26 protein-coding genes and 1 riboswitch are annotated in these 24271 nt (G+C 70.3%); of the genes, 14 read left to right on the top strand and 12 right to left on the bottom strand.

Annotated features, from left to right (window positions below; genetic code table 11):
* Positions 1-106 precede the first annotated feature (106 nt).
* From ASE12_RS16225 to ASE12_RS16195, 7 genes are all read right to left on the bottom strand, one after another.
* Complete coding sequence (locus tag ASE12_RS16225) at positions 107-307, bottom strand: cold-shock protein (RefSeq protein ID WP_056211909.1); 201 nt, start codon at positions 305-307, stop codon at positions 107-109.
* 82 nt (positions 308-389) lie between these two features.
* Complete coding sequence (locus ASE12_RS16220) at positions 390-668, bottom strand: MoaD/ThiS family protein (protein WP_056402891.1); 279 nt, start codon at positions 666-668, stop codon at positions 390-392.
* Positions 669-693: 25 nt separating this feature from the next.
* On the bottom strand, positions 694-1965 hold the full coding sequence (gene thrC, locus ASE12_RS16215) for a threonine synthase (RefSeq protein ID WP_082582337.1): 1272 nt from the start codon (positions 1963-1965) through the stop codon (positions 694-696).
* A gap of 9 nt (positions 1966-1974) precedes the next feature.
* Positions 1975-2087, bottom strand: a riboswitch (SAM riboswitch).
* A 226-nt stretch (positions 2088-2313) separates the two neighbouring features.
* Entirely contained in the window at positions 2314-2763 is a 450-nt protein-coding gene (locus ASE12_RS16210; protein WP_056402888.1) for a hypothetical protein, read from the bottom strand.
* Positions 2753-3544, bottom strand: coding sequence for a trehalose-phosphatase (gene otsB / locus ASE12_RS16205; RefSeq protein WP_056402885.1), 792 nt, complete (start codon positions 3542-3544; stop codon positions 2753-2755). The genes ASE12_RS16210 and otsB overlap by 11 nt, the downstream gene beginning before the upstream one ends.
* A 4-nt stretch (positions 3545-3548) precedes the next feature.
* A complete protein-coding gene (locus tag ASE12_RS16200) occupies positions 3549-4076 on the bottom strand; it encodes a LytR C-terminal domain-containing protein (RefSeq protein WP_056402882.1) in 528 nt (175 codons plus the stop codon).
* 8 nt (positions 4077-4084) lie between these two features.
* A complete protein-coding gene (locus ASE12_RS16195; RefSeq protein ID WP_082582336.1) occupies positions 4085-4381 on the bottom strand; it encodes a DUF3263 domain-containing protein in 297 nt (98 codons plus the stop codon).
* A gap of 66 nt (positions 4382-4447) precedes the next feature.
* On the opposite strand from ASE12_RS16195, the gene ASE12_RS16190 reads away from it, so the two are divergent.
* From ASE12_RS16190 to ASE12_RS16170, 5 genes are all read left to right on the top strand, one after another.
* Complete coding sequence (locus ASE12_RS16190; protein WP_056402874.1) at positions 4448-5437, top strand: Gfo/Idh/MocA family protein; 990 nt, start codon at positions 4448-4450, stop codon at positions 5435-5437.
* A gap of 30 nt (positions 5438-5467) precedes the next feature.
* Positions 5468-6895, top strand: a complete 1428-nt coding sequence (locus ASE12_RS16185; RefSeq protein WP_056402873.1) for a trehalose-6-phosphate synthase — start codon at positions 5468-5470, stop codon at positions 6893-6895.
* A gap of 29 nt (positions 6896-6924) precedes the next feature.
* Positions 6925-8229, top strand: coding sequence for an MFS transporter (locus tag ASE12_RS16180; protein ID WP_235508930.1), 1305 nt, complete (start codon positions 6925-6927; stop codon positions 8227-8229).
* A complete protein-coding gene (locus ASE12_RS16175) occupies positions 8219-9643 on the top strand; it encodes an aminotransferase class V-fold PLP-dependent enzyme (protein ID WP_056402868.1) in 1425 nt (474 codons plus the stop codon). The genes ASE12_RS16180 and ASE12_RS16175 overlap by 11 nt, the downstream gene beginning before the upstream one ends.
* 138 nt (positions 9644-9781) lie before the next feature.
* Positions 9782-10387 (top strand): GNAT family N-acetyltransferase, encoded by a 606-nt coding sequence (locus tag ASE12_RS16170; RefSeq protein WP_056402865.1) that lies wholly within the window; start codon positions 9782-9784, stop codon positions 10385-10387.
* Here the strand turns inward: ASE12_RS16170 and ASE12_RS16165 are convergent.
* On the bottom strand, positions 10374-10766 hold the full coding sequence (locus tag ASE12_RS16165) for an OsmC family protein (RefSeq protein WP_056402862.1): 393 nt from the start codon (positions 10764-10766) through the stop codon (positions 10374-10376). The two genes, ASE12_RS16170 and ASE12_RS16165, sit on opposite strands and share 14 nt — an antisense overlap.
* Positions 10763-11230, bottom strand: a complete 468-nt coding sequence (locus ASE12_RS16160; protein ID WP_056402859.1) for an Lrp/AsnC family transcriptional regulator — start codon at positions 11228-11230, stop codon at positions 10763-10765. Before ASE12_RS16160 ends, ASE12_RS16165 begins: the two co-directional genes overlap by 4 nt.
* Before the next feature lie 133 nt (positions 11231-11363).
* Here ASE12_RS16160 and ald point away from each other — a divergent pair, with 133 nt between their 5' ends.
* Positions 11364-12473, top strand: a complete 1110-nt coding sequence (ald, locus tag ASE12_RS16155) for an alanine dehydrogenase (protein ID WP_056402856.1) — start codon at positions 11364-11366, stop codon at positions 12471-12473.
* A 9-nt stretch (positions 12474-12482) separates the two neighbouring features.
* On the opposite strand, the gene ASE12_RS16150 is transcribed toward ald, so the two are convergent.
* The gene (locus ASE12_RS16150) at positions 12483-13697 is read right to left on the bottom strand and encodes an MFS transporter (RefSeq protein WP_056402853.1); all 1215 of its coding nucleotides are present in this window, start codon (positions 13695-13697) and stop codon (positions 12483-12485) included.
* A gap of 45 nt (positions 13698-13742) precedes the next feature.
* Here ASE12_RS16150 and ASE12_RS16145 point away from each other — a divergent pair, with 45 nt between their 5' ends.
* The 6 genes from ASE12_RS16145 (at position 13743) to ASE12_RS16120 (ending at position 19777) form a co-directional block, all read left to right on the top strand.
* Entirely contained in the window at positions 13743-14891 is a 1149-nt protein-coding gene (locus ASE12_RS16145; protein WP_056402850.1) for an MFS transporter, read from the top strand.
* Positions 14888-15556, top strand: coding sequence for a uracil-DNA glycosylase (locus ASE12_RS16140; protein WP_056402847.1), 669 nt, complete (start codon positions 14888-14890; stop codon positions 15554-15556). The genes ASE12_RS16145 and ASE12_RS16140 overlap by 4 nt, the downstream gene beginning before the upstream one ends.
* A 72-nt stretch (positions 15557-15628) precedes the next feature.
* Positions 15629-16564, top strand: coding sequence for a zinc metalloprotease (locus ASE12_RS16135; RefSeq protein WP_056402844.1), 936 nt, complete (start codon positions 15629-15631; stop codon positions 16562-16564).
* Positions 16565-16601: 37 nt separating this feature from the next.
* A complete protein-coding gene (locus ASE12_RS16130; protein WP_056402841.1) occupies positions 16602-17735 on the top strand; it encodes an AI-2E family transporter in 1134 nt (377 codons plus the stop codon).
* 7 nt (positions 17736-17742) lie between these two features.
* On the top strand, positions 17743-19107 hold the full coding sequence (locus tag ASE12_RS16125) for an FAD-binding oxidoreductase (RefSeq protein WP_056402840.1): 1365 nt from the start codon (positions 17743-17745) through the stop codon (positions 19105-19107).
* 37 nt (positions 19108-19144) lie between these two features.
* A complete protein-coding gene (locus tag ASE12_RS16120; RefSeq protein ID WP_056402838.1) occupies positions 19145-19777 on the top strand; it encodes an IclR family transcriptional regulator in 633 nt (210 codons plus the stop codon).
* A 4-nt stretch (positions 19778-19781) separates the two neighbouring features.
* Here the strand turns inward: ASE12_RS16120 and fahA are convergent, their stop codons facing one another.
* Together fahA and ASE12_RS16110 are read right to left on the bottom strand one after the other, a co-directional pair.
* Positions 19782-20924, bottom strand: a complete 1143-nt coding sequence (gene fahA / locus ASE12_RS16115) for a fumarylacetoacetase (protein ID WP_056402837.1) — start codon at positions 20922-20924, stop codon at positions 19782-19784.
* On the bottom strand, positions 20921-21736 hold the full coding sequence (locus ASE12_RS16110; RefSeq protein ID WP_056402835.1) for a hypothetical protein: 816 nt from the start codon (positions 21734-21736) through the stop codon (positions 20921-20923). The genes fahA and ASE12_RS16110 overlap by 4 nt, the downstream gene beginning before the upstream one ends.
* Before the next feature lie 68 nt (positions 21737-21804).
* Between ASE12_RS16110 and ASE12_RS16105 the strand changes: the two genes are divergently transcribed.
* Both ASE12_RS16105 and ASE12_RS16100 read left to right on the top strand, forming a co-directional pair.
* A complete protein-coding gene (locus ASE12_RS16105; RefSeq protein ID WP_056402833.1) occupies positions 21805-23022 on the top strand; it encodes a homogentisate 1,2-dioxygenase in 1218 nt (405 codons plus the stop codon).
* Between the two features lie 54 nt (positions 23023-23076).
* A complete protein-coding gene (locus ASE12_RS16100; RefSeq protein WP_056402831.1) occupies positions 23077-24261 on the top strand; it encodes an acyl-CoA dehydrogenase family protein in 1185 nt (394 codons plus the stop codon).
* Positions 24262-24271: the final 10 nt, after the last annotated feature.

The raw sequence follows: 24271 nt of genomic DNA, 5'->3' as shown, positions 1-24271 counted from the left end.
CGGGAGTATGTCAGCGAGTATGTGACATCGCAAGTGTCACATGCGTCACGCGGAGGTTTCGGGCATGAAAAAACCCGGTCCCCCCGGACCGGGTTCGTTCACGGGCTCAGTGCCCGATGACCTCGTGGGCCTCGCGACCCTTGGGGCCGTCGACGACCTCGAACTCGACCTTCTGGCCGTCCTCGAGGGTCTTGTAACCGTCTGACGCGATCTTGGACCAATGGACGAAGACGTCGTCCTGGCCCTCGACCTCGATGAAGCCGTAGCCCTTGTCAGCGTTGAACCACTTGACGGTGCCTTGCACCATGCCGCCACTCCCACCTGATCCTGGAGGAACCCACCTGCCGGAGCCCCTTCATGCGCAGAGCCTACAAGGCTGTGCCGCGAGTTCAGCAACCCCCGGCGACGGCGGGGATTATGGAGACCTGCGTGCCGGCCGGGGTCGGCGTGTCCAGACCCTGGGCGAAGCGCACGTCCTCCTCGGCGACGTAGATGTTGACGAAGCGGCGCAGCTTGCCCTGCTCGTCGACGACGCGCGCCTTGATGCCGGGGAACGCGCCCTCGAGGGACTCGATGACCTCGGTCAGCGTCGAGCCTTCGGCGGTGACCTGCGACTGGTCCTGCGTGTAGGTCCGCAGGATCGTCGGGATGCGTACGTTGATGCTCACAGTGCTCCTTGGGTGTTCTCTGGACTCAGGCGATGCCGGAGGCCACGAAGGCCTCGTACGTCGGTGCGATGGTGGCTGCGGGGCGGACCAGGTCGGTGACCGCGTCGAGGGTCTTGAGGCCGTGGCCGGTGTTGATCACGACGGTCTCGAGCTCGGGGTCGAGCTGGCCGGTCTCGACGAGCTTCTTGAGCACGCCGACGGTCGTGCCGCCGGCGGTCTCGGTGAAGATGCCCTCGGTGCGGGCCAGCAGCACGATGGCGTCGCGCACCTCGTCGTCGGAGATGTCGGCGATCGCACCGCCGGTCTCGCGGCAGATGTCGAGGACGTACACGCCGTCGGCGGGGTTGCCGATCGCCAGCGACTTGGCGATCGTGTCGGGACGCACCGGGCGTACGACGTCCCAGCCCTCGCGGAACGCCTCGGAGACCGGGGAGCAACCCGTGGCCTGGGCGCCGAAGACCTTGTAGGGCTTGTCCTCGACGAGGCCGAGGGCGATGAGCTCCTTGAACGACTTGTGGACCTTGGTCAGCTGCGAGCCCGAGGCGACGGGGATGACGATCTGGTCGGGCAGGCGCCAGCCGAGCTGCTCGGCGATCTCGTAGCCGAGCGTCTTGGAGCCCTCGGCGTAGAACGGGCGGACGTTGACGTTGACGAACGCCCAGCCGTCCTCCTCGCCGGCGATCTCGGAGGCGAGCTTGTTGACGTCGTCGTAGTTGCCGTCGACCGCGACGAGGTTCTCGGTGTAGACCGCCGAGTTGACCTGCTTGGGCGTCTCGAGGTTGCTGGGGATGAACACGACGGTCTTGATGCCGGCTCGTGCACCGGCTGCGGCGACCGCGTTGGCGAGGTTGCCGGTCGACGGGCAGGCGAAGACCTTGCTGCCGAACTCGCGAGCGGCGCTGAGCGCGCAGGCCACGACGCGGTCCTTGAACGAGTTGGTGGGGTTGGTGCTGTCGTCCTTGACCCAGAGGTTCTTGAGGCCCAGCTCGGCGGCGAGGTTGTCGGCCTTGAGGAGCCGCGTGAAACCGGGCTCGAGGTTGGGGCTGAGCTCGATGTCGTCGGGCACCGGGAGCAGCGCCTTGTAGCGCCAGATGTTGTTGGGGCCGGCCGCGATCTGCTCGCGGGTGATGGCCGGGAAGTCGTACTTGATCTCCAGCGGGCCGAAACACTCGGCACAGGCGTAGTGCGGGCCGAGCTCGCGGGTCGTGCCGCACTCGCGGCAGACGAGCTCGACGGCGTTGCCGAAGGCGCCCTCGCGAAGGACGGGTGCAGCCAGGCTTGGAGCGGATGTACTCACAGATGTGACCTTTCATCTTTCCCGGATCGACTGTCGTCCGGGACGGATTGAGCACCTGGTCGATGAGCGACTGGTTGCTGGGGCGTCATAGGGCCGTGTCCCTGTACCCCTCGTGATGAGTGGTTTCAGCCTACGGGCGCGTCTCACGATGTGTCCACTCGGTCCAGATGCCGGACACGGAGTGTTCGCTCCTCGGTCAGCTGGGCCTTGGCGGTTTACCAAGAGGTCACGGCAGACAGCCACTCCGCAGGGTGCGCGCGCCTTGCGGAGTGGCAGATTGCCGTGCGGAGTCAGGGCGATCGCGAAGTTTGCCCTGACCTCTTGGTAAACCGCCACCCAGCTCCTCGGTCAGCGGTGACGGGAGAAGCGGGTGCGGGGCGGCGGGTAGTTGCCGTCGGCGAGGTTGGCGAGGCGTTCGAACGGGTTGTACGACGAGTGGTCGCCGGCGATCGCGTACGAGATGCCGACGCAGAGGAAGTAGAGCGGCAGCATCGCGACGCCGAGGACGAACGCGTACTGCGTGCAGTGCCTGTCCTCGTGCCGCAGCAGCACCGGGCGTTCGCGGAACCAGCCGGCGTCGTGCCTGCTCGTGATGACGCTGCCGACGGTGAACGCGCTGGCGACCGGGAAGCCGAAGCGGTAGCCCGTCGCGAGGTAGGTGCCGCGGCCCCGCCGGGCGATCGTCGCGCCGCCGATCCGGGCGATGAGCAGGCCGAGCGGCGTGCTGAGGTTGATCCAGTTGAGCACCGTACGCACGCGGGTCCACCGCGTGTGGGGCAGCACCGGATCAGAACTCATCCGCCAGGGCCTCCAACCAGTCGGCGACGGCATCGGGTCCGTCGAGGACGATGTCGGCCCGGGCCACGAGGGCATCCTGCTCCGTCGACGCCGAGCAGATCAACAGGCCGCCGAGCCCGGACTCCCGCAGCTCCTCGACCGCCGCGAACGCCGGCAGGTCGCCGAGGTCGTCGCCCGCGAAGATCACCTGACGCGCGCCGAGGCGCGAGGCCAGGGCGCGTACGGCATCGCCCTTGTCGCTGCCGGGGGCGCGCAACTCGACGACCTGACGACCGGGCTCGACGACAAGTCCGAGATCGGCGGCCAGGTCCGAGAGCGGCTGCGACAGCTCGTCGAGGAGTCCCGGGTCGATGCCGCGGGTGTGCACGGCGATCGCGAGGCCCTTGTCCTCGATGCGTACGTGGCCGGCGCCGCGCTGCTCGAGCCAGCCGGGCAGCTCGTCGGCGAGCCGGCTGATCGGCTCGGGACGGTCGGGCTCGATCGTCTCCGACGTCGCGGCGTCCCACTGCTCGGCGCCGTACTGGCCCCAGATCACGAGCCGCTCGAGACCTGCGACGCCGTCGAAGCCGCCGAGCTCGAGCGCCTGGCGCACGGGGCGCCCGGTGACGATCGCGACCTGGCCGAGCACGCGGCCGAGCCGGGCGAGCGCCGCGACCGACCGCTCGTGCGCGTACGCCTGGGTCGGGTCGTCGACGATGTGCGCCAGCGTGCCGTCGAAGTCGAGGGCGAGCAGGGTGCCGGCCGGATCAGCGATCACGGCGGTGCGGACGGGTGCGGGCATCCGCCTATTGTTGCGGGCCGGACAGGATGATCGTCAGCCGGTCGGTCCGCATCGGCGCGACGCTCGGCAGCACGCGGCCGATGTCGAGGTCGTCGGCGAGCAGCTTGGCCTGCTCAGCGAGCTGCGGCGGGAAGTAGACGGTGTTGCCGGCGATGGAGCCACGCCAGTTGCCGATCGTCACGGTGGTCCAGCCGGCCGAGCGCACCTTGGCGGAGTAGGTCGCCGCGAGGCCCTGGATCGTCGTGTTGTTGAGCACCGCGACGGGCGTCGTGCGATCGGCCTCGGGCTCGTCGGTCGTCTTGGTCGGCGTCGGCGAGGGCGTCGTCTCGGTCGTCTTGTCCGGGGACGGTGTCGGCGTGGTCCTGGTCGCCGGGGGCGCCGAGGTGCTGCTGGTCGGCGGTGTCTCGGGGTCGTCGTCGACGAACAGCCAGCCCAGCCAGCCGGCCGCACTGACGCACAACAGGATCGTCAGGACGATGAACCAGCTGGCGGGGACGTATGCCTTGCCAGTCGGGGTCCTGCGGTGGTCCATGGGAACCTTCAGAGGTCGATGCCGAGACGCCTGGCCGAGCGGCTGCGCTGGCGCTGGGCGCGCAGGCGGCGGAGACGCTTGACCAGGAGTGGATCGTACGCGAGCGCGTCCTCACGATCGATCAGGGCGTTGAGCACCTGGTAGTAGCGCGTCGCGGACATGTCGAACTTGTCGCGGATCGCCTGCTCCTTGGCGCCGGCGTACTGCCACCAGAGCCGTTCGAGTGCGAGGATCTCGCGGTCGCGCTCCGACAGCGACTCGGCGGCAACCGGCGTGCCGGCGTTCGACTTCTCCACAGCGCTCATGCAGGTCATCTTAGGCCACGAATCACACCGGTGTCATTTGCTTCGCCGAATGGCAGGGTAGGTGTCATGACGGTCGATTCGGGGACACGTACGCCCATCCGCTGGGGAATTCTGGCCACGGGCCGCATCGCGGAGTCGTTCGCCGCGGACCTGGCGCTCGTCGAGGGCAACGAGCTGGCCGCCGTCGGGTCGCGCCGGCCCGACGCCGCGCGGACGTTCGCCGACCGGTTCGGCGCGGGCCGGGCCCACGGCTCGTACGAGGAGCTGGCCGCCGATCCGGGCGTCGACGTGGTCTATGTCGCGACGCCTCACAGCCGGCACCTCGAGGACGTCATGCTGTGCTTCGAGGCCGGCAAGGCCGTGCTGTGCGAGAAGGCGCTCACGATGAACCTCGCCGACGCCGAGACCCTCGTCGCCGAGGCACGGAAGCGTGGCCTGTTCTTCGCCGAGGCGATGTGGATGCGGGCCAACCCCAACATCTGCCGGATCGCGGAGCTCGCCAGAGACGGAAGTCTCGGGACGATCGGTCAGGTGCGCGCCGAGCTCGGGTTCGTCGGCCCCGCCGGCACCGCACGCCTGTGGGACCCGCTGCTCGGGGCCAGCGCGCTGCTGGACGTGGGCATCTATCCCTTGACCTTCGCGCACCTGATCCTCGGCGAGCCGGTCGGCATCGCCGCCGGCGGCACGCTGTCGGACGCCGGCATCGACGTGAGCGGCGGAGCCACCCTGACGTACGCCAGCGGCGCCGTGGCGAGCATCGCCTGGACCCAGGTCGCGCACAGCGACAACCGCGCCTCGGTCGCCGGCGACGCGGGGCTCGTCGAGGTGCCCGCCCGGTTCCACCACCCCACGCTGTTCACCCACTGGCACGACGACCAGCTCGACACGATCAGCGAGCCCGTGACGGGCCGCGGCTACGCCCACGAGATCGAGGAGGTCGCCGTGTGCCTGCGGGCCGGCGCGACCGAGTCGGCGCTGCTCCCCCTCGACGAGACGGTGTCGATCATGCGCCAGATGGAGACGATCCTCGACCAGCTCGGGGTCGCCGGCAGGTGAGCACCCTCATGTCCGACTAGGCTGCGTGGCATGGTGACGGGAACCGCAGACTTCGTGGTGATCGCCAACCGTCTGCCGGTCGACCGGGTGACGTCGCCCGACGGCGGCACGATGTGGCGCACCTCCCCCGGCGGTCTGGTCACCGCCCTCGAGCCCGTGATGCGCCGCAACGGGGGTGCATGGATCGGCTGGCACGGCGCCGCGGACGAGAAGCTCAAGCCGTTCGAGCACAACGGCCTGCACCTCGTGCCGGTCCACCTGAGCGAGGAGGAGGTCGCCGAGTACTACGAGGGCTTCTCCAACTCGACCCTCTGGCCGCTCTACCACGACGTCGTCGCGCCCCCGGAGTTCCACCGCGAGTGGTGGGACGCGTACGTCCGCGTCAACCGTCGCTTCGCCGAGCGGGCCGCCAAGGTCGCCAAGCCCGACGCCGTCGTCTGGGTGCAGGACTACCAGCTGCAGCTCGTGCCCAGCATGCTGCGTGAGCTGCGCCCCGACCTGCGCATCGGCTTCTTCCTGCACATCCCGTTCCCCCCGGCCGAGCTGTTCCAGCAGCTGCCGTGGCGTCGCCAGATCCTCGAGGGACTCCTGGGCGCCGACCTGGTCGGCTTCCAGATGCCCGGCGCCGCACAGAACTTCGTCCGCCTCGTACGCCAGCGGGTCGGCCACAAGACCCACCGCGACATGATCTACCTGCCTGACGGGCGCACGGTCCTCGCGCAGGCCTACCCGATCTCGATCGACGCGGCCGGCTTCGAGGAGCTCGCCCGTACGCCCGAGGTCATCGCCCGCGCCGCCGAGATCCGCGAGAGCCTCGGCAACCCCAAGACGATGCTGCTGGGCATCGACCGGCTCGACTACACCAAGGGGCTGCGCCAGCGGCTCCGGGCGTTCGGCGAGCTCATCAGCGACGGTTCGCTCCACGTCGACGACGCGGTGTTCGTGCAGGTCGCCACCCCGTCCCGCGAGCGGGTCGACCAGTACAAGATCCTCCGCGACGACATCAACCGGCTCGTCGGGCGCATCAACGGCGACGTCGCGCGCATCGGCCAGCAGCCGGTGACCTATCTCCACGCGTCCTATCCGCGCGCCGAGATGGCCGCGCTCTACCGGGCCGCCGACGTCATGGTCGTGACGCCGCTCCGCGACGGCATGAACCTCGTCGCCAAGGAGTACGTCGCGTGCCGCTACGACGACCGCGGCGCGCTCGTGCTGAGCGAGTTCGCCGGTGCCGCGTCGGAGCTCAAGTCGGCCTACCAGGTCAACCCGCACGACATCAACGGCATGAAGAGCATGATGCTCGCGGCGATCAACGCCAGCCCGCGCGAGAACGCCCGCCGCATGAAGGCGATGCGCAAGCAGGTCATGGAGAACGACATCGAGCTCTGGGCGGCCAACTTCCTGCGCGAGCTCACGATGGACCGCGACCCGCACGCCAAGAACCCCCGCCCGGTCTGACCGTCTGCATGGCTCCGCTCTCTCCTTCGGTGCGCCGGGGGTACGCGTTGGGGAGCGTCGCGACCGGGACGTTCGGCACCGTGCCGGGACTGCTGCTCCTGCCCTACCTGACCGACTCGCTCGGCATCGCCGCGGTCGTCGCGGGGTTCATCGTGTTCGTGCCCAAGGCCTGGGACGTCGTGCTCAACCCGATCGCCGGCCGGATCAGCGACCGCTCGTCGTCGCCGGCTGGTCGCCGCCGACCGTTCCTGCTGAAAGGTGGCCTCGCGCTGGCCGCCTGCTTCGCCCTGCTGTTCGCCGGGCCCACGGGACCGCCGGCACTCGCCGGCGCCTGGGTCGTGGTGTGGTTCCTCGCGTGCGCCACGGCGTACGCGTTCTTCCAGGTCCCGTACGTCGCGATGCCGGCGGAGATGACTCTCGACTACGCCGAGCGGACCACGCTCATGACGTGGCGGGTCGCGGTGCTGGCGCTGGCGATCCTGCTCTCGGGGGCCACCGCGCCGATGGTCGTCAACGCGTTCGGCGGCGAGGAGACCGCCAAGGGCTACCGGTTCATGGGCGCGTACGTCGCGGTGATCCTGGCGATCGGGGTCTACGGCGCGTGGCGCGGCACCCGCGACGCCCGTGAGCACCGGGTCGAGACCGCGGCCGGCTCGCTCCGGGACCAGCTGCGGCTCGTCTCGGCGATGCCCGACTTCCGCGTGCTGCTGGTGACGTTCGTGCTGCAGGCCATGGGCGTCGGGGCGATGCTCGGCGGCGTCGCGTACGTCTCCGACGACCTGCTCGACAGCGACGCGGCCTCGACGATCCTGTTCGCGGCGTTCGTCGCGCCGGCGCTCCTCGTGACGCCGCTGTGGGAGCGGTACGCCGAAGGTCGCGGCAAGAAGTCGGGCTACCTCATCGCCTCGGGATTCCTCGTCGTCGGGTCGCTCGTCCTGTTCACCGCACGCGCCGACCACGCCGTCGTGGTCTACCTCGCTGCCGCGATCGCCGGCGTCGGCTATGCCGGTGCGCAGGTGTTCCCGATGGCGATGCTGCCCGACGTCGCCGCCCATGACGCAGCGACGTCCGGCGAGAACCGCATCGGGGTCTACACCGGCGTGTGGACCGCCGGCGAGACGCTGGGCCTCGCGATCGGTCCGGGCCTGTTCGCACTGGCGCTGGCGATCGGCGGGTACGTGTCGTCGACCGACCACACCGCCGTGCAGCCCGACAGCGCCCGCACCGCGATCGCCGTCGGGTTCTCGCTCGTACCTGCCGCCCTGATCGCGGTCAGCACCTTGTTCCTCCGCCGCTACTCGCTCGACGACCTGAAGGCCATACGTGAACACTGACGACCTGCTCCAGCGGCTCGAGGAGCTGCGCGCCCACGACCTGCCGACCCACGGCGGCCGCACGATGGCGTACGTCTACGACTCCGGGCTGGCCGACGCCGACGAGCTCGGCAAGCGGGCGCTGGCGATGTACGCCTCGACCAACGGCCTCGACCCGACGGCGTTCCCCAGCCTGCTGGCGATGGAGCGCGAGCTGGTCGGGTTCGCCCGCACCCTGTTCCACGGCCCGTCCGCGGTCGGCACGGTGACGTCGGGTGGCACCGAGTCGATCCTGCTCGCGGTCCAGGCCGCCCGGGACGCGCTGCCCGGCACGGCGGACCCGGTGATGATCGTGCCGACCACGATCCACGCGGCGTTCCACAAGGCCGCGCACTACTTCGGGGTCGAACGCGTCAGCATCGACGTCGACCCGGTGACGAAGCGTGCCGACCCGGCGGCCATGACCGCGGCGATGGACGCGTACGGCGACCGCGTCGTGCTGGTCGCCGCATCTGCGCCCTCGTACGCCCACGGCGTCATCGACCCGATCGAGGCGATCGCCGCCGAGACACTGCGACGCGGACTGCGGTTCCACGTCGACGCGTGCATCGGCGGCTGGGTCCTGCCCTGGGCCGAGCGGCTCGGGCACGACGTCCCGCCGTGGGACTTCCGGGTGCCAGGGGTGTCGAGCATCTCGGCGGACCTGCACAAGTACGCCTACACGCCCAAGGGTGTCTCGTTGCTGTTGCACGCGACGCCGTACCTGCGGAAGACCCAGTACTTCGCCAGCGCCGACTGGCCCGGCTACACGATGCTCAACGCCACGATGCAGTCCACCAAGTCGGGCGGACCGCTCGCGGCGGCGTGGGCCGTGGTCAACCTGATCGGCGACGACGGCTACCTCGACCTCGTACGCACGACGCTCGACGGGACCGCGGCGCTCGCGGACGGCGTCGAGGCGCAGGAGTACGTACGACTCGTGGTGCCGCCGGACTCGTCGCTCGTGGCGCTCGAGACGGACGGCACGTGCGACGTGTTCACGATCAGCGACGAGATGCTGGCCCGCGGTTGGTTCGTGCAGCCCCAGATGTCGTTCGGCGACATGCCGGCGTCGCTGCACCTCACGGTGTCGGCGGCGACGGCTCCGGCGGTGCCGGAGTTCCTGACGGCGCTGGCCGAGTCGGTCCAGGCTGCGGTGGCGGCCGGCCCGATCGTGATCGACGACGAGCTGCGCGGCGCGGCGATGGCGATCGACCCCGCGACGTTGGACGACGAGGCGTTCGACGGTCTGCTGGCCTTGGCCGGCCTCGGCGCCGGTGACGGCGAGGTCACCGTCCCGGATCGCATGGCCCCGGTCAACGCGCTGCTCGACGTGGCGCCGCCAGCACTCCGAGAGGCGCTGCTCATCGCCTTCCTGGACCGGCTCTCCCGCTGATCCCCTTTCGCTCCCCCAACGGGGCTATGCCCTGTTGCTCGGGGGACCCCCAGGGCTCAAGGAGAGTGTGGTCGCCGAGCTGCATCCGGTCCTTGAGCTTGTCGAAAGGACGAGAGCCTCGGTCGATAGGTTGGCCGCATGACCGTGAGCCCTGATGACTACTACGCGGCACCGACCCTGGCCGGCAAGCACGTACGCCTCGAGCAGCTCCAGCCGCACCATGCCGCGGGAGTCCTCGGGGCGTCGGACGACGACGAGGTCTTCACCTGGCAGTCGTTCGCCCGGCCGGCCTCGATCGAGCAGGCCGAGGCGTTGGTCGGGCTCTACCTGACCAGGCCCGGAACGGTCCCGTGGGTCCAGGTCGACCAGGCCTCCGGCGAGGTCGCCGGCCTCACGACCTACTACGACATCGACCCTTCAGTCCGCACCGTCGCGATCGGCTCGACCTGGCTGGGCCGGCGGTTCTGGCGCACCGGTGTCAACACCGAGGCCAAGCTCCTCCTGCTGCGCCACGCGTTCGACGACCTCGACTGCGCCCGCGTCGTCTGGCACGTCGACATCAAGAACGAACGCTCGCAGGCCGCTGTCGCCCGCATCGGCGGAGTCCGCGAGGGCGTGCTGCGCAAGCACCGCATCAGGCGCGACGGGTCGTGGCGCGACACCGTGCTGTTCTCGATGACCGACGACGAGTGGCCCGCAGCCCGCGACAAGCTCGAGGAGCGGCTGGCCGCTAACGCACCGTGACCGGGAAGCCGGCGCGCACGGCGCCCAGCACCGTCGAGGCCTCGACCGCCTCGTCCACCAGCGCCTTGCTGTCGACGCCCTCGGGCACGACCAGACGGATCACCACGTCGGCGGACGTCACGACCCCGTTGTCGATCTCGAGCGCGACATCGACCTGGACGTCGTCGATCGTGTCGTTGCGGACCGCCGCCACGTAGCGGACGTCGTTGGCGAGGCAGCCGCCGATCGCGAGCGCGAGGAGCTGCCCGCCGTTCATCCCGGCTCCGGCACCACCCGCGACACCGGCCGGCCGGTCGACGACCACGGCATGCCCACCCGTACGTCCCTCGGCCGCCTGCGTGCCCGGTATGGTCCGGAAGCTCGCCTCGATCGCTGTCATTCCGCCAGTCTGCCCCTCTTGTGCTCGAAGATCAGGTTGGTCTCGGTCAGCGCCACCTCGGGCGCCGAGCTCAGGTGGTCGACGACGAACGCCCGCAGGTCGTCGGGATCCTGCGCCGCGACGTGGACGTGGAAGTCGTCGGCGCCGGCGAGGAAGTAGACGTTGAGCACCTCCGGCATGCCGGCCAGCCGGTCGGAGAACTCGTTGATCGCGCCACGCGCGTCACCCCGCAGCCGCACCGCGATCATCGCCTGGATCGGCCGGCCGATCCACGCCGGATCGACCTCGGCGTGGAAGCCCGCTATGACCCCACGGTCCATCAGGCTGCGCAACCTCGTCAGGCAGGTCGAGGCCGCGATGCCGACCTTCTCGGCGAGCGCATTGTTGGGCAGTCGGCCCTGGCGGCGCAGCTCCGCGACGATCCTCTGGTCGACGTCGTCGAGCTCACGAACATCATTCGGCACGGGTGCTCCTGAGGGCCATCAGTCGGTGCTATCTGCAGGACATCCCCATCGTACAGAATGTTGTTCGCTCAGTTGCGCATAGATCCGCAATTGATTCACGATGGAAGCAACTTTCCGTCTGAAGGAGCACGTCATGCTGGTCGGTGTCCCCCGCGAGGTCAAGAACCACGAGTACCGCGTCGCCATCACGCCCGCAGGCGTCCACGAGCTGACCCGGCACGGTCACGACGTCGTCATCGAGCACGACGCCGGTCTCGGCTCCTCGATCACCGACGACGAGTACGTCGCGGCGGGCGCCAAGATCCTCGACCGCGCCGACGACGTGTGGGCCGACGCCGAGCTGGTGCTCAAGGTCAAGGAGCCGATCGCCGAGGAGTACGGCCGCATGCGCCGCGGCCAGACGCTGTTCACCTACCTGCACCTCGCCGCGAGCCGGGAGTGCACCGACGCCCTGCTCTCGGCCGGCACGACCTCCATCGCGTACGAGACGGTGCAGCTGCCCGATCGCTCGCTGCCGTTGCTGGCCCCCATGTCCGAGGTCGCAGGCAAGCTCGCTCCGCAGGTCGGCTTCTACCACCTCATGCGCAGCGGCGGCGGCCGTGGCGTGCTGCCCGGCGGCGTGCCCGGCGTCCATCCCGCCGACGTCGTCGTGATCGGCGCCGGGGTCTCCGGCGTCAACGCCGCGCAGGTCGCGCATGGCATGGGCGCCCGGGTCCAGATCCTCGACCTCAACGTCGCCCGGCTACGTCAGGTCGACGCCCAGTTCGGCGGCGCCATCACGACCGTGGCCTCCAACGCGTACGCGATCGAGAAGGCCGTGAGGCAGGCCGACCTCGTCGTCGGTGCCGTGCTGGTGCCCGGCGCCAAGGCGCCCAAGCTCATCAGCGACGACCTCGTGTCAACGATGCGTCCGGGCTCGGTGCTGGTCGACATCGCGATCGACCAGGGCGGCTGCTTCGAGAGCTCGCACGCGACGACCCATGACGACCCGACGTTCAAGGTCCACGACTCGATCTTCTACTGCGTCGCCAACATGCCCGGCGCCGTGCCGCACACCTCGACGTACGCGTTGACCAACGTGACGCTGCCGTACGCGGTGGCGCTGGCGGACAAGGGCTGGAAGCAGGCCGTGACCGACGATGCCGCCCTCGCCGGCGGCCTCAGCACGCACGACGGCCACCTCGTGAACGCCGCCGTCGGCGAAGCCCTCGAGCTCGAGGTCACCCCGCTCGACCAGCTCTGACCCACCGAGCTAGGCGACGTACGGGCGGGCTTCGCGCAGCGCCTTGTTGGCCACGCCCGCCAGGAGCACCGCGACGCCGGCCGCACCGACCGTGACGGCGAACGCCGGGGTGTGGCCGCCCTCGTCCGCGAGCCGGCCGGCGACCGAGGCGCCCAGGGCGTACCCGATGCCGGTCGCCCCGGCGAGCAGCGTCATGGCGGTCCCCACCCGGTGCACGGGCACGAGGATCCCGGCAAGGGCAAAGTTGCTGATCATGTAGGGCGCCACGGCGAAGCCCAGCAGCGCGATGACGAGGACCAGTGAGCCGATCGAGTCCACGAGCAGCAACGGCGCCGACAACAGGAGCAGTCCGACCGCCGCGACGAGCATGCGCGTGGCGTAGAGGATCCGCTCAGGCAGCGCGGTGATCGCCAGCCCTGCCGTCACGCTGCCGATGCCGAGCACCGCATGGATCAGCCCGGCACTCCCGGCGTGACCGTCGGCGCGGGCCAGCACCGCGGTGCCGGTCTGCACGCTGCCGAAGATCGCGCCGATGCACAGCTGGGCGACCACGAGCACCGCGAACGCCACGGACCAGAGCGGTTCGGAGCCGACGCCACCGGTCGTCGAGCGCTTCGACACGAGCTCGGAGGTCCAGTGGATCGCGAACCATGAGCCGAAGACCGCCAGGATCGCCGCCGCAGCCAGCAGCGCGCCGGCCGGCTCAGCGAGGATCGCGAGGATGCCGATCATCGCCGGGCCGAGCACGAACGACGCCTCGTCGGCCGCCCCCTCGTAGGAGAACGCCGCGTCCACGAGCCGGCGCTGGTCACCCTCGTCGCGCGTGATGGGCCGCCACCGTACGCGGGCGAGCGGCCCGACCTGCGGCATCGCGAAACCGGTGATACCCGCTACCGCGAAGATCAGTGCGCGGGACGCGTCGGGGTCGGTCACGAGCACCACCGACGCCAGGCCCGCGGCGCCGACCAGCGACTGCACGAGCACGACCGGGCGCTGGCCGATGCGGTCGGCGAGGGCGCCGGCGAGCGGCGAGCCGATCGCGTTTGAGACCGCGAGGATGCCCGCCGCGGCACCGCCCGCGCCGTAGCTGTCGAGCTTGGAGCTGACCAGGACCAGCACGCCGAGCTGGCTCATGGCAAGCGGAATCCGCCCGAGGAAGGCTACGAGGATGTAGGCGGGCCCGACGATCCGCAGGAGTGCGCGGTAGGCGGCGATTGCTGACACAGCCTGACAACTGTAGGGCACCAGGCGCCTCGATAGGGTCGGAGCATGCCGCCATCCGCCGCGCGAAGGTCCACCTTCGCGATCTTCGCGTTGAACGGGTTCCTCCTCGGCATGTGGGTCGTCAACATCCCGGAGATCCGTGACCGCACCGGGGCCAGCACGGTCGTGCTCGGCTACCTGCTGCTCCTCCTCGGCGGCAGCGCGCTGCTCGGCATGCAGGTCGGCGGCCGGCTGATCGACCGCTTCGGCAGCCGCGTCGTCGTGGTCATCGCCGGGCTCGCCCTGAGCGTCTGCCTCGTCGGGCCCGGCCTCGCGACGAACGTGCCGGCGCTGGCGGTGGCCCTCGGCCTCCTCGGCGCCTTCAACGGCGTCATCGACGTGTCGCAGAACGCCCAGGCCGTCGAGGTCGAGCGCGCGTACGGCCGGCCGATCATCAGCGCGTTCCACGCGTTCTTCTCGCTGGGCGGGTTGCTCGCCTCGATCATCGGCGGCGGGCTGATCGCCCTCGACGTCGACGTGCGGCTGACCTTGGCGGCTGCCGGCCTGCTCGGCTTCGTCCTCACCCTCGCGGTGAGGCCCTCGCTGCTGCCGCCGTCGCCAGGCACGATCCGCGAGTCCGGTGCCCCGCGCGCCCACGCGCCGTGGACGCCTCGCGTCGTGGTGCTGTCGCTGCTCGCGTTCATGCTGCTGCTCTCCGAGGGCGTCGCGTACGACTGGAGCACGGTGCACCTGCACGACTCCCTCGACGCGAGCAAGACGGTCGCGGCCTGGGCGTTCGGCGCGTTCTCGATCACCATGACGCTCGTGCGCCTCGTGGCCGACCGGGTCGTCGCGCGCATCGGCGCCGCCGCGTACGTCCAACGGGCCGCGCTCGTCGGTGCCGCCGGCCTGCTCGGGGCGGCGCTCGCGCCCAACCCCGCCGTCGCGATCGTCGCCTGGGCGGTCTTCGGCGTCGGGCTCGCCGGTTGCGTGCCGCAGTTCTTCAGTGCCGCCGGCAACATCGACCCGGCCGCCTCCGGCACCTACCTCGCCCGGGTCACCGGGACGGGCTACCTCGGCCTGCTCGCCGGCCCCGCGATCATCGGCATCCTCACCAACTGGGTGTCCCTGACGACGGCGTTCGCGGTGCCGATCGTCGGGTGCCTCCTCGCCGGCCTGCTCGCCCCGTCGGCGCTGCGCAAGGAGCAGTCGTGAAACCCCTGAGCGAGATCATGGCTCCGGACTGGGCCGAGGCCCTGGCACCGGTCGAGGAGCAGATCCATGCCATGGGCCGGTTCCTCCGCGAGGAGATCGCGGCGGGGCGGCCCTACCTCCCGGCCGGCGACCACATCCTGCGGGCGTTCGCGGAGCCGATGTCGGGCGTACGCGTGCTCATCACCGGTCAGGACCCCTATCCCACGCCGGGCCATCCTGTCGGGCTGTCGTTCTCGGTGGCGCCCGACGTACGCCCGCTCCCCCGCAGCCTCGTCAACATCTTCACCGAGCTCGAGACCGACCTCGGCATCCCGCGGTCGGCGTCGGGAGACCTCACACCGTGGGCCCGGCAGGGCGTGCTGCTGCTCAACCGAGTGCTGACGGTGCGACCCGGCACACCGGCGAGCCACCGGGGCAAGGGCTGGGAGGCCGTCACCGAGCAGGCGATCCGTGCCCTCGTCGCGCGCGGCACCCCGCTCGTGGCGATCCTCTGGGGTCGTGACGCGCAGGGGCTCGCGCCGATGCTGGGCGACGTGCCGCGCATCGAGTCGGTGCACCCGAGCCCGCTGTCGGCGTCGCGGGGGTTCTTCGGCTCCAAGCCGTTCAGCCGGGCCAACGAGCTCCTCGTCGCCCAAGGCGCCGAGCCGGTGGACTGGCGCCTGTAGGCGCCGAGCACTCGCCGACCGGGCCCGCAGGGCGTACCTTGACTGAAACTGCCCGTCGTCAAGGGAGAAGTCATGCGTCGTCATTCGTTGGTCCGCTGGCTGCCGGTGGCCGTCCTGGTCGGTGGCATGATGACCGCGGCCGGAGCCACGCAGAGCGTCTCCGCTGCACCGTCGCCCGGGGCCGAGGACTGCGCACCCAGCGCCGCACGTGTGGCCAAGGGCAGCAAGGCCAAGGAGCCGGAGCTCTACTCCAAGAACGAGGCCAATGCGTACGGCGTCATCAAGGACGCCCCGCGCCTGCCGAACGGCAGCGTGCACATCCCGACGATCTTCCACGTCGTCTCCGACCACACGCTGTCGGGTCCGGAGAAGACGCGCTGGACGACCATGATCAACGCGCAGACCAAGGTCCTCAACGACTCGTACGCCGGCAAGACCGGGACCGGCGCGGCGAACTCACCCTTCCGTTTCTCGCTCGCCAAGATCACCTGGACGACGAACCCCGCGTGGTACACCGTCGTGCCCGGCAAGAACGAGCGCGACATGAAGAAGGCGCTGTACGAGGGCGACTCGACCACCCTCAACGTCTACACCGCCAACATCGGCGACGGGCTGCTCGGCTGGGCCTACTTCCCCAAGGGCTACAACAACGGGCGGGACTTCATCGACGGCGTCGTGATGCTCGACGAGTCGATGCCGGGCGGCACGGCCGGCAAGTACGCCCTCGGCGACACGCTCACCCACGAGGTCGGCCACTGGCTGATGCTCGAGCACACGTTCAAGAGCGGCTGCTCGGCCTCCGGCGACTTCGTGGCGGACACCCCGCGTGAGGCGATCCCGCAGTTCGACTGCCCCAACGGCGCCGACACCTGCACCGCGCCAGGCAAGGACCCGATCCACAACTTCATGGACTACAGCCAGGACTCGTGCATGTACATGTTCACGCCCGGCCAGGTCGAGCGCATGAACGACGCGTGGGTCGACTTCCGCGCAGGCGGCGCCGGCTAGGACGTGCCCGGGACCCGCATGGCCCTAGGCTGAGCAGGTGGCCAAGAACAAGAAGATCCGTGACCGCGGTGTCGTGATCGACGAGGGGCTCGACGTCCTGCAGCGCTGGGGCCTGCGGCTCATCGTCATCGCCCTGGCGGCCTGGGTCGTGGGTCACATCCTCGGGACCGTGTGGATGGTCATCTATCCCGTCTCGCTCGCCCTCATCGTGACGACGGTGCTCGGCCCGCCGGCGGCGTGGCTCCGCTCCAAGGGCTGGCCCGACGCCCTCGCCGCCATCACGATCGTGCTGGGATTCATCGGCGCCGTCGTCGGCGTGATCGCCGTCCTCACCCCGCAGGTCGCCGGCCAGGCCAGCGAGGTCGCCGCCGGAGCGTCCGACGGCCTCCAGAAGGTCCGCGACTGGGTCACCGGCGAGCCGCTCAACCTGTCCGACGGCCAGATCACCCGCGCCATCGAGGCGGTGCAAGGCAAGCTCACCGAGAGCGCCAGCGCCATCAGCTCCGGCGTCTTCTCGACGATCGGCACCGCGACGTCCGTCATCGTCAACCTCGTCCTGGTCCTGATGCTGACGTTCTTCTTCGTCAAGGACGGGCACAAGTTCCTTCCCTGGGTCCGGACGCTCGGAGGTCAGCGTGCAGGCGTGCACCTCGTCGAGGTCCTGCAGCGGGCGTGGAACACGCTCGGCGGCTTCATCCGCACCCAGACCCTCGTCGCGCTGATCGACGCCGTCATCATCGGCGGCGGTCTGGCGATCCTCGGCTCGCCGCTGGCCGTGCCCCTCGGCGTCGTCACGTTCTTCGGTGCGTACATCCCGATCATCGGTGCCTTCGTCAGCGGTGCGCTGGCCGTGCTCGTCACGCTCGTCACCAACGGCACGAGCGACGCGCTGTTCGCCCTCGGCATCGTGGTCTTCGTCCAGCAGCTCGAGGGCAACGTCCTGTCGCCGTGGCTGCAGGGCAAGAACATGAACCTCCACCCCGCCGTCGTCCTGCTCTCGGTGACCGCCGGCAGCACGCTGTTCGGCATCACCGGGGCGTTCCTCGCGGTGCCGGTCGTCGCGACGGTCGCCGAGGTGCTGCGCTACCTCAACGAGCGGATCGACGACTCGGTCTCGGTGCTGGCGCCCAAGGAGGACTCCGAGTCCGCCGAGACCCTCGCCGAGGACTGACCCGCCGGTGACGCCCGACCTCGACGAGCTCGCCGCCGGGCTGCCCGACGGGGCGCTGCTGGTCGACCCGGACTCGATGGCCGGCTACCGGTGGGACCGGGCCAACGACCCCGGGTCCGGTGTCCCGCTCGCAGTCATACGCGCGACGTCGACGGCGGACGTGCAGGCGGCCGTACGCTTTGCCGCCGCGCACCGGCTCGCCGTCGTGCCCCGTGGCGCCGGGACCGGGCTGTCGGGCGGCGCGTCGGCGCTCGCCGGGTGTCTCGTCGTGTCGCTCGAGCGGATGCGAGCCGTCGAGATCGACCCGGCGACCCGCATCGCCGTCGTCGAGCCCGGCGCCCTCAACGCCGAGGTCAAGGCGGCGGCCGCCGCGCACGGTCTCTGGTATCCCCCGGACCCCTCGTCGTACGAGATCTGCTCGATCGGCGGCAACGTGGCGACCAATGCCGGCGGGCTGTGCTGCGTCAAGTACGGCGTGACGAGCGACTACGTCCTCGGCATGACCGTGGTCCTCGCCGACGGCACCGTGGTCGAGCTCGGCGGCCCGCGGCTCAAGGACGCTGCGGGGTTGTCGCTGACCAAGCTGTTCGTCGGCAGCGAAGGAACGCTCGGGATCATCACGCGGGTCGTGCTGCGGCTCGTCCCGGCGCAGCGGCCGCCCTGCACGCTGGTCGCCACGTTCGGCTCGCTCGACGACGCGACCCAGACCGTCCTCGACATCACCCGCACGATGCGACCGGCAATGCTCGAGCTCATGGATCGCACCTCGATCAACGCCGTCGAGGACGTCACCAAGATGGGTCTCGACCGCAGCGCCGAGGCGATGCTCGTGGTGCAGTCGGACGAGCCGGCGGCCCACGGTGTCGCCGAGATCGCGGAGGTCACGGCCCTCTGCCAGGCCAACCACAGCACCGAGGCGTTCTCGACCGACGACGCCGAGACCGGTGAGGCGTTCGTCGTGGCCCGCCGCATGGTCATCCCCTCGCTGGAGCAGAAGGGCTCGCTGCTGCTCGAGGACGTCGGAGTGCCCGTGCCGCAGCTCGGTGCACTCGTCCGCGGCATCGAGGCGATCGCCGCCGAGCACGTCATCACGGTCGCGGTCATCGCCCACGCCGGCGACGGCAACACGCACCCCTTGATCGTGTTCGACGCGTCGGATCCTGACGAGACCGTGCGGGCCAAGGCGGCGTACGGGCAGATCATGGACCTCGCGATCGGCCTGGGCGGCACGATCACGGGCGAGCACGGCGTCGGCCGGCTCAAGAAGGGCTGGCTGCCGGCCTACCTCGGCCCCGAGGTCATGGACCTCAACCGCCGGGTCAAGGCCGCCCTCGATCCGGCCGGCATCCTCAATCCCGGCGCCATGCTCTGACGCCTGCCAGACTTCAACGACCGACCGAGGAGGACCGATGGCCGCCGAGACCGCGCAGACGCTCGACCGTGGGCTGCGCATCCTGGCCCTCGTCGCCGGGTCGGACTCGCGGTTCACGATCAACGAGATCGCCGAGTCGCTGGGCATCAGCCGCACCGTGGCGTACCGGCTCATCGTGACGCTCGAGGAGCACGACCTCCTGCACCGCGACGACCAGGGCCGCATCGGCGCCGGGTTCGGCATGATGGCGTTCCGCAACGCGTACCTGCCCGAGCTCAAGTCGCGCGCGACGCCGGCGCTGACGCGGCTCGCCGATGCCAGCGGAGCCACGGCGCACCTGACGATCGCCGACGGTGACGACGCGGTGGCGCTCGTCGTCGTCGAGCCGAGCCGCAGCGACATGCACGTGGCCTATCGGGTCGGTGCGCGTCACCGGCTCGACACGGGCGCGGCGGGCAAGGCGATCCTGCTGGGCCGTGCTGACGCTGACGGCGTCGCCAGCACGTCCGGCGAGCTCCAGCCCGGTGCCGCCGGCCTCGCTGCCCCGGTGCGGGGCGTGCCCGGGCTCGAGGCGTCGGTCGGCATCGTCAGCCTTCACGACATCGACGCCGCGACGGTCGAGCCGCTGGTGCTGGCGGCGGCCCACGCCGTCGCCGACGCACTGGCCTAGGACCTCAGGCGGTGATCGTGCCTTCGACCTCGCCCAGAGTGATCGAGCCGGCGGTGGCGCGGAGGATGACGGTGTCACCGTCTAGGAGGTACGTCCGCGTGGTGCCGTCGTCGAGGGTGAACGGTTCGCTGCCGCCCCACGACAGCTCCAGCAGCGAGCCGCGCTGGTCGCGCTCGACCCCTGAGATCGTGCCGGAGCCATACAGGTCGCCGGTGCGCAGCGACGCGCCGTTGACCGTCATGTGGGCCAGCATCTGGGCGGGCGACCAGTACATCGACGCGTACGGCGGCCGCGACACGACGGTGTCGTTGACCACGACCTCGAGTTCGATCGCCAGCCCGGCCGGCTCGGCGACCTGGAGGTAGTCCAACGGCTCGGGATCCTGGCCGGGCAGCGGCGCCCGTGCATCGTCGAGCGCCGCGAGAGGCGTGATCCACGGCGAGATCGAGGTGGCGAACGACTTGCCGAGGAACGGTCCCAAAGGGACGTACTCCCACGCCTGGATGTCGCGGGCCGACCAGTCGTTGAGCAGCGTGACACCGAAGACGTGGTCGGCGAAGGCGCCCGTCGGCACCGGCTGCCCCATCGCGCTCGGGGCGCCGACGACGAAGCCCAGCTCGGCCTCGATGTCGAGAGCCTGCGACGGACCGAACCCGGGACGCCCGTCCGGGCCGGGACGCCGCTGACCTCTGGGCCGGACGATCGGGGTGCCCGACGGGACGACCGTGCCGGCGCGACCGTGGTAGCCGACCGGCAGGTGCCGCCAGTTGGGCAGCAACGGCTCGGCGTCGGGGCGGAAGATCTTGCCGACGTTGGAGGCATGGTTGAGCGAGGCGTAGAAGTCCACGTAGTCCGCCACCGCGAACGGCATCCGCATCTCGACCTCGGCCAACGGAATGTGGCTGGCCGGCGCGTCAGGGAGGGTGTCCTGCAGCCACGAACGTACGACCGCCCACACCTCAGGGCCCGCAGCCATCAGCGGAGCAAGCGACGATCCGGCCAGGACCGATGCGTCGAAGCCCGGAGGCGACGCGGCAGCCAGCGCAGCAAGATCGACGACGTCGTCGCCGAGGCGTACGACCACGAGGTCACGACCCTGGTGGGACGCCACACCGTACGGCAGATGGTCCAGCCCGAAACCCGTCATGCCAGCCCCAGTCCCACGAGATCCTCGTACGGCTCGGTCACGCCGCAGCAACCGAAGCCGCGGAACGTACGCCGCACCGCGACCCGGTCATCATCACGCCACGATGCCACCTCGGCCGCGAGCACTCCGCCATCGCGACTTGCGAGGACGGCAGCGGCCTCGTCAGCGGTCGACCCGGCGAGCAGCCGGTGCACCGCCACCATGACGTTGAGGAACCCGTGCTGCTCGAAGCCGGTCCCGGCCTGGGTGTTGCGGACGGCACGATGCAGTCCGGCGGTCAGCTTGAACCGTCGCGGCACCAGGGCAGCGAGCACCATCGCGAGCTCCTTCTCGTCGGGGTAGGCGGACGCCTCGACGCCACCCGTCCGGAACTTCACCTGGAAGCCGGCCGCGGCGACCTCGTCGGCGACGGCGAGCCAGTCGTCGGACACATAGGCGCCCGGTCGCGGCAGCTCGACCGACACCGTGACACCGTTCGATCCGCGCAGGGCGCTCACCAGGTCCCGTGCCGACAGGTCGCCGAGTGCGATCTCGTACGCGACCAGGTGGACGTGCGGGAAGTCGTGCAGCGTCGCCGCCGACTGCTCCAGCCCACGAGGGCCCGTGGTCGCGACGACCCCGATCTCCAGCGCCTCATGGGCCAGTCCCGGAACGTGCGCGACGTCCACGTCGCGCACCAGCAACGGCCCGACCATCGCGGCGTACGCACTCGAGCGATGGCCGGCGTGCTCGCGGACGGCGACGTCGAGCGGCGCGTTGCCGGGCGGGAAGATCGCGGCGTCGTCGACCAGGCGATCGAGCAGGGTTGACACGCTTCCCACGGTATCGCATGGTGTTTTTATCGGACATATTCATCCGTTATCCGGACACAGGAGACTTCGTGGCCCACTACCGCAGCGTCGGGCAGATCCCGCCCAAGCGCCACACGCAGTTCCGTACGCCCGAGGGTGCCCTCCACCGCGAGGAGCTCATGGGCGAGGAGGGGTTCTCGAGCGACTCGTCGCTGCTCTACCACCTCGGCGTCCCCTCGGGGATCGTCGCGTCGGAGGTCTGGGACCTCCCTGACCACGCCACGACCGCCAACCACCCGCTCAAGCCCCGCCACCTGCGGCTGCCGGCGCTGTTCGCCGACACCGACCCTGCGGCCACTGACCTGGTGACCGGCCGGCGCCTCGTGCTCGGCAACGGCGACGTCCGCATCGCGTACGTCGTGGGCAGCGCGCCCTCGCCGCTCTACCGCAACGCGATCGGCGACGAGTGCGTCTTCATCGAGGCCGGCTCCGGCACGGTCGAGACGGTCTTCGGCGCGCTCACGTTCCGCACCGGCGACTACGTCATCATCCCCCGCGCCACGACACACCGCTGGGTCCCGGACGCTTCGGCAGGCTCGACGGGCGGGGTGAAGGCGTACGCGATCGAGTCCAACAGCCACGTGGCACCGCCCAAGCGCTACCTGTCGCGCTACGGCCAGCTGCTGGAGCACGCGCCCTACTGCGAGCGCGACCTGCACGGCCCCGAGGCGCCACTGCTCGTCGAGGGCACTGACGTCGGGGTCCTGGTCAAGCACCGCGGCTCGGGCGCCAACGGCATCGTCGGCAGCCGGATGACGTACGACACCCACCCGTTCGACGTCGTCGGCTGGGACGGCTGCCTCTACCCCTACACGTTCAACGTCTCCGACTACGAGCCCATCACCGGTCGCGTGCACCAGCCGCCGCCGGTGCACCAGGTCTTCGAGGGCCAGAACTTCGTGATCTGCAACTTCGTGCCGCGCAAGGTCGACTACCACCCGCTGGCGATCCCGGTGCCCTACTTCCACTCCAACGTCGACTCCGACGAGGTCATGTTCTACGTCGACGGCGACTACGAGGCCCGCAAGGGGTCGGGCATCGACAAGGGCTCGATCTCGCTCCACCCCGGTGGCTACGCCCACGGCCCGCAGCCGAGTGCCATCGAGGCGAGCCTCGGCGTCGAGGCGTTCGACGAGCTCGCGGTCATGGTCGACACCTTCCGTCCTCTCGAGCTCGGCGAGGGTGGCCTGGCTGCCGAGGACGACGCCTACGCGTGGTCGTGGGCCGGCCGCAAGCTCGACTCCTAGTCACCCGCCCGTGGCCCGTGAACGACCGACACCCTGCTCTGAGAAGGTGGATCCATGGACACCCGTCATGACCTGCTCGACGTCGACCACCTGCTGACCGACGAGGAGCGGGCCATCCGCGACACCGCGCGTCGCTTCGCCCAGGACAAGCTCGCCCCGCACGTCGCCGAGTGGGCCGAGAGCGGCGAGCTGCCGGCGCGCGACATCGCCAAGCAGATGGGCGGCGCCGGACTGCTGGGCATGCACCTCGAGGGCTACGGCTGCGCGGGCGTGGGCCCCACGGCGTACGGGCTGGCGAGCATCGAGCTCGAGGCGATCGACAGCGGCCTGCGCTCGCTGTTCTCGGTGCAGGGCTCGCTGGCGATGTACTCGATCCACGCCTACGGCTCCGAGGAGCAGAAGCAGCAGTGGCTCCCCGGCATGGCCGCCGGCGACTACGTCGGGGCGTTCGGCCTGACCGAGCCCGACCACGGCTCCAACCCCAACGGCATGCGTACCCGCGCCAAGCGCGACCCTTCGACAGGCTCAGGACAAGCGGCAGATTGGGTGCTCAACGGCTCCAAGATGTGGATCACGAACGGCAGCGTCGCCGACGTCGTGGTCGTGTGGGCGCAGACCGACAACGGCATCCGCGGCTTCGTCGTGCCGACGGACACGCCTGGCTTCTCCGGCCGCGCCATCAAGCACAAGATGTCGATGCGCGCATCGGTCACCAGCGAGCTCACGTTCGAGGACATGCGCCTGCCGGCATCGGCTCTGCTGCCTGGCGCCGAGGGCCTGCGCGGCCCGCTCGGCGCGCTCAACGAGGCCCGCTTCGGCATCGTGTTCGGGACCACCGGCGCGGCGCGCTCGTGCCTCGAGACGGCGATCGAGTACGCCACGACCCGCACGCAGTTCGACAAGCCGATCGGCGCGTTCCAGCTGACCCAGGGCAAGCTCGCCGACATGAGCGTCGCGCACGGCACGGCGTTGCTGCTGAGCGTCCACCTCGGCCGCCTCAAGGAGGCGGGGGTCCTCAAGCCCGCGCAGGTCAGCGCCGGCAAGCTCAACAACACCCGCGTCGCCCTCGAGATCGCCCGCACGGCGCGGACGATCCTCGGCGCCAACGGCATCTCGGGCGAGTACGCCGTCATGCGCCACGCCAACAACCTCGAGTCGGTGCTGACGTACGAGGGCACCGCCGAGATCCACCAGCTGACGATCGGCCGCGAGCTCACCGGACTGTCGGCGTTCGCCTAGGCGGCCGCGT

Origin of the sequence: Aeromicrobium sp. Root236 (genome assembly GCF_001428805.1) — a bacterium.
Classification (GTDB): Bacteria; Actinomycetota; Actinomycetes; order Propionibacteriales; family Nocardioidaceae; genus Aeromicrobium.
This window is presented reverse-complemented; position numbering and strand designations above follow the sequence as displayed.

Excerpts from the sequence above, each read along its gene's own strand:
- fahA (WP_056402837.1), bottom strand. The coding sequence starts at position 20,924 with ATGACGGGTTTCGGGCTGGACCATCTGCCGTACGGTGTGGCGTCCCAC.
- otsB (WP_056402885.1), bottom strand. The coding sequence starts at position 3,544 with ATGCCCGCACCCGTCCGCACCGCCGTGATCGCTGATCCGGCCGGCACC.
- ald (WP_056402856.1), top strand. The coding sequence starts at position 11,364 with ATGCTGGTCGGTGTCCCCCGCGAGGTCAAGAACCACGAGTACCGCGTC.
- ASE12_RS16195 (WP_082582336.1), bottom strand. The coding sequence starts at position 4,381 with ATGAGCGCTGTGGAGAAGTCGAACGCCGGCACGCCGGTTGCCGCCGAG.
- ASE12_RS16210 (WP_056402888.1), bottom strand. The coding sequence starts at position 2,763 with ATGAGTTCTGATCCGGTGCTGCCCCACACGCGGTGGACCCGCGTGCGT.
- ASE12_RS16120 (WP_056402838.1), top strand. The coding sequence starts at position 19,145 with ATGGCCGCCGAGACCGCGCAGACGCTCGACCGTGGGCTGCGCATCCTG.
- ASE12_RS16135 (WP_056402844.1), top strand. The coding sequence starts at position 15,629 with ATGCGTCGTCATTCGTTGGTCCGCTGGCTGCCGGTGGCCGTCCTGGTC.
- ASE12_RS16225 (WP_056211909.1), bottom strand. The coding sequence starts at position 307 with ATGGTGCAAGGCACCGTCAAGTGGTTCAACGCTGACAAGGGCTACGGC.
- ASE12_RS16170 (WP_056402865.1), top strand. The coding sequence starts at position 9,782 with ATGACCGTGAGCCCTGATGACTACTACGCGGCACCGACCCTGGCCGGC.
- ASE12_RS16100 (WP_056402831.1), top strand. The coding sequence starts at position 23,077 with ATGGACACCCGTCATGACCTGCTCGACGTCGACCACCTGCTGACCGAC.
- ASE12_RS16145 (WP_056402850.1), top strand. The coding sequence starts at position 13,743 with ATGCCGCCATCCGCCGCGCGAAGGTCCACCTTCGCGATCTTCGCGTTG.
- ASE12_RS16165 (WP_056402862.1), bottom strand. The coding sequence starts at position 10,766 with ATGACAGCGATCGAGGCGAGCTTCCGGACCATACCGGGCACGCAGGCG.
- ASE12_RS16200 (WP_056402882.1), bottom strand. The coding sequence starts at position 4,076 with ATGGACCACCGCAGGACCCCGACTGGCAAGGCATACGTCCCCGCCAGC.
- ASE12_RS16185 (WP_056402873.1), top strand. The coding sequence starts at position 5,468 with ATGGTGACGGGAACCGCAGACTTCGTGGTGATCGCCAACCGTCTGCCG.
- ASE12_RS16190 (WP_056402874.1), top strand. The coding sequence starts at position 4,448 with ATGACGGTCGATTCGGGGACACGTACGCCCATCCGCTGGGGAATTCTG.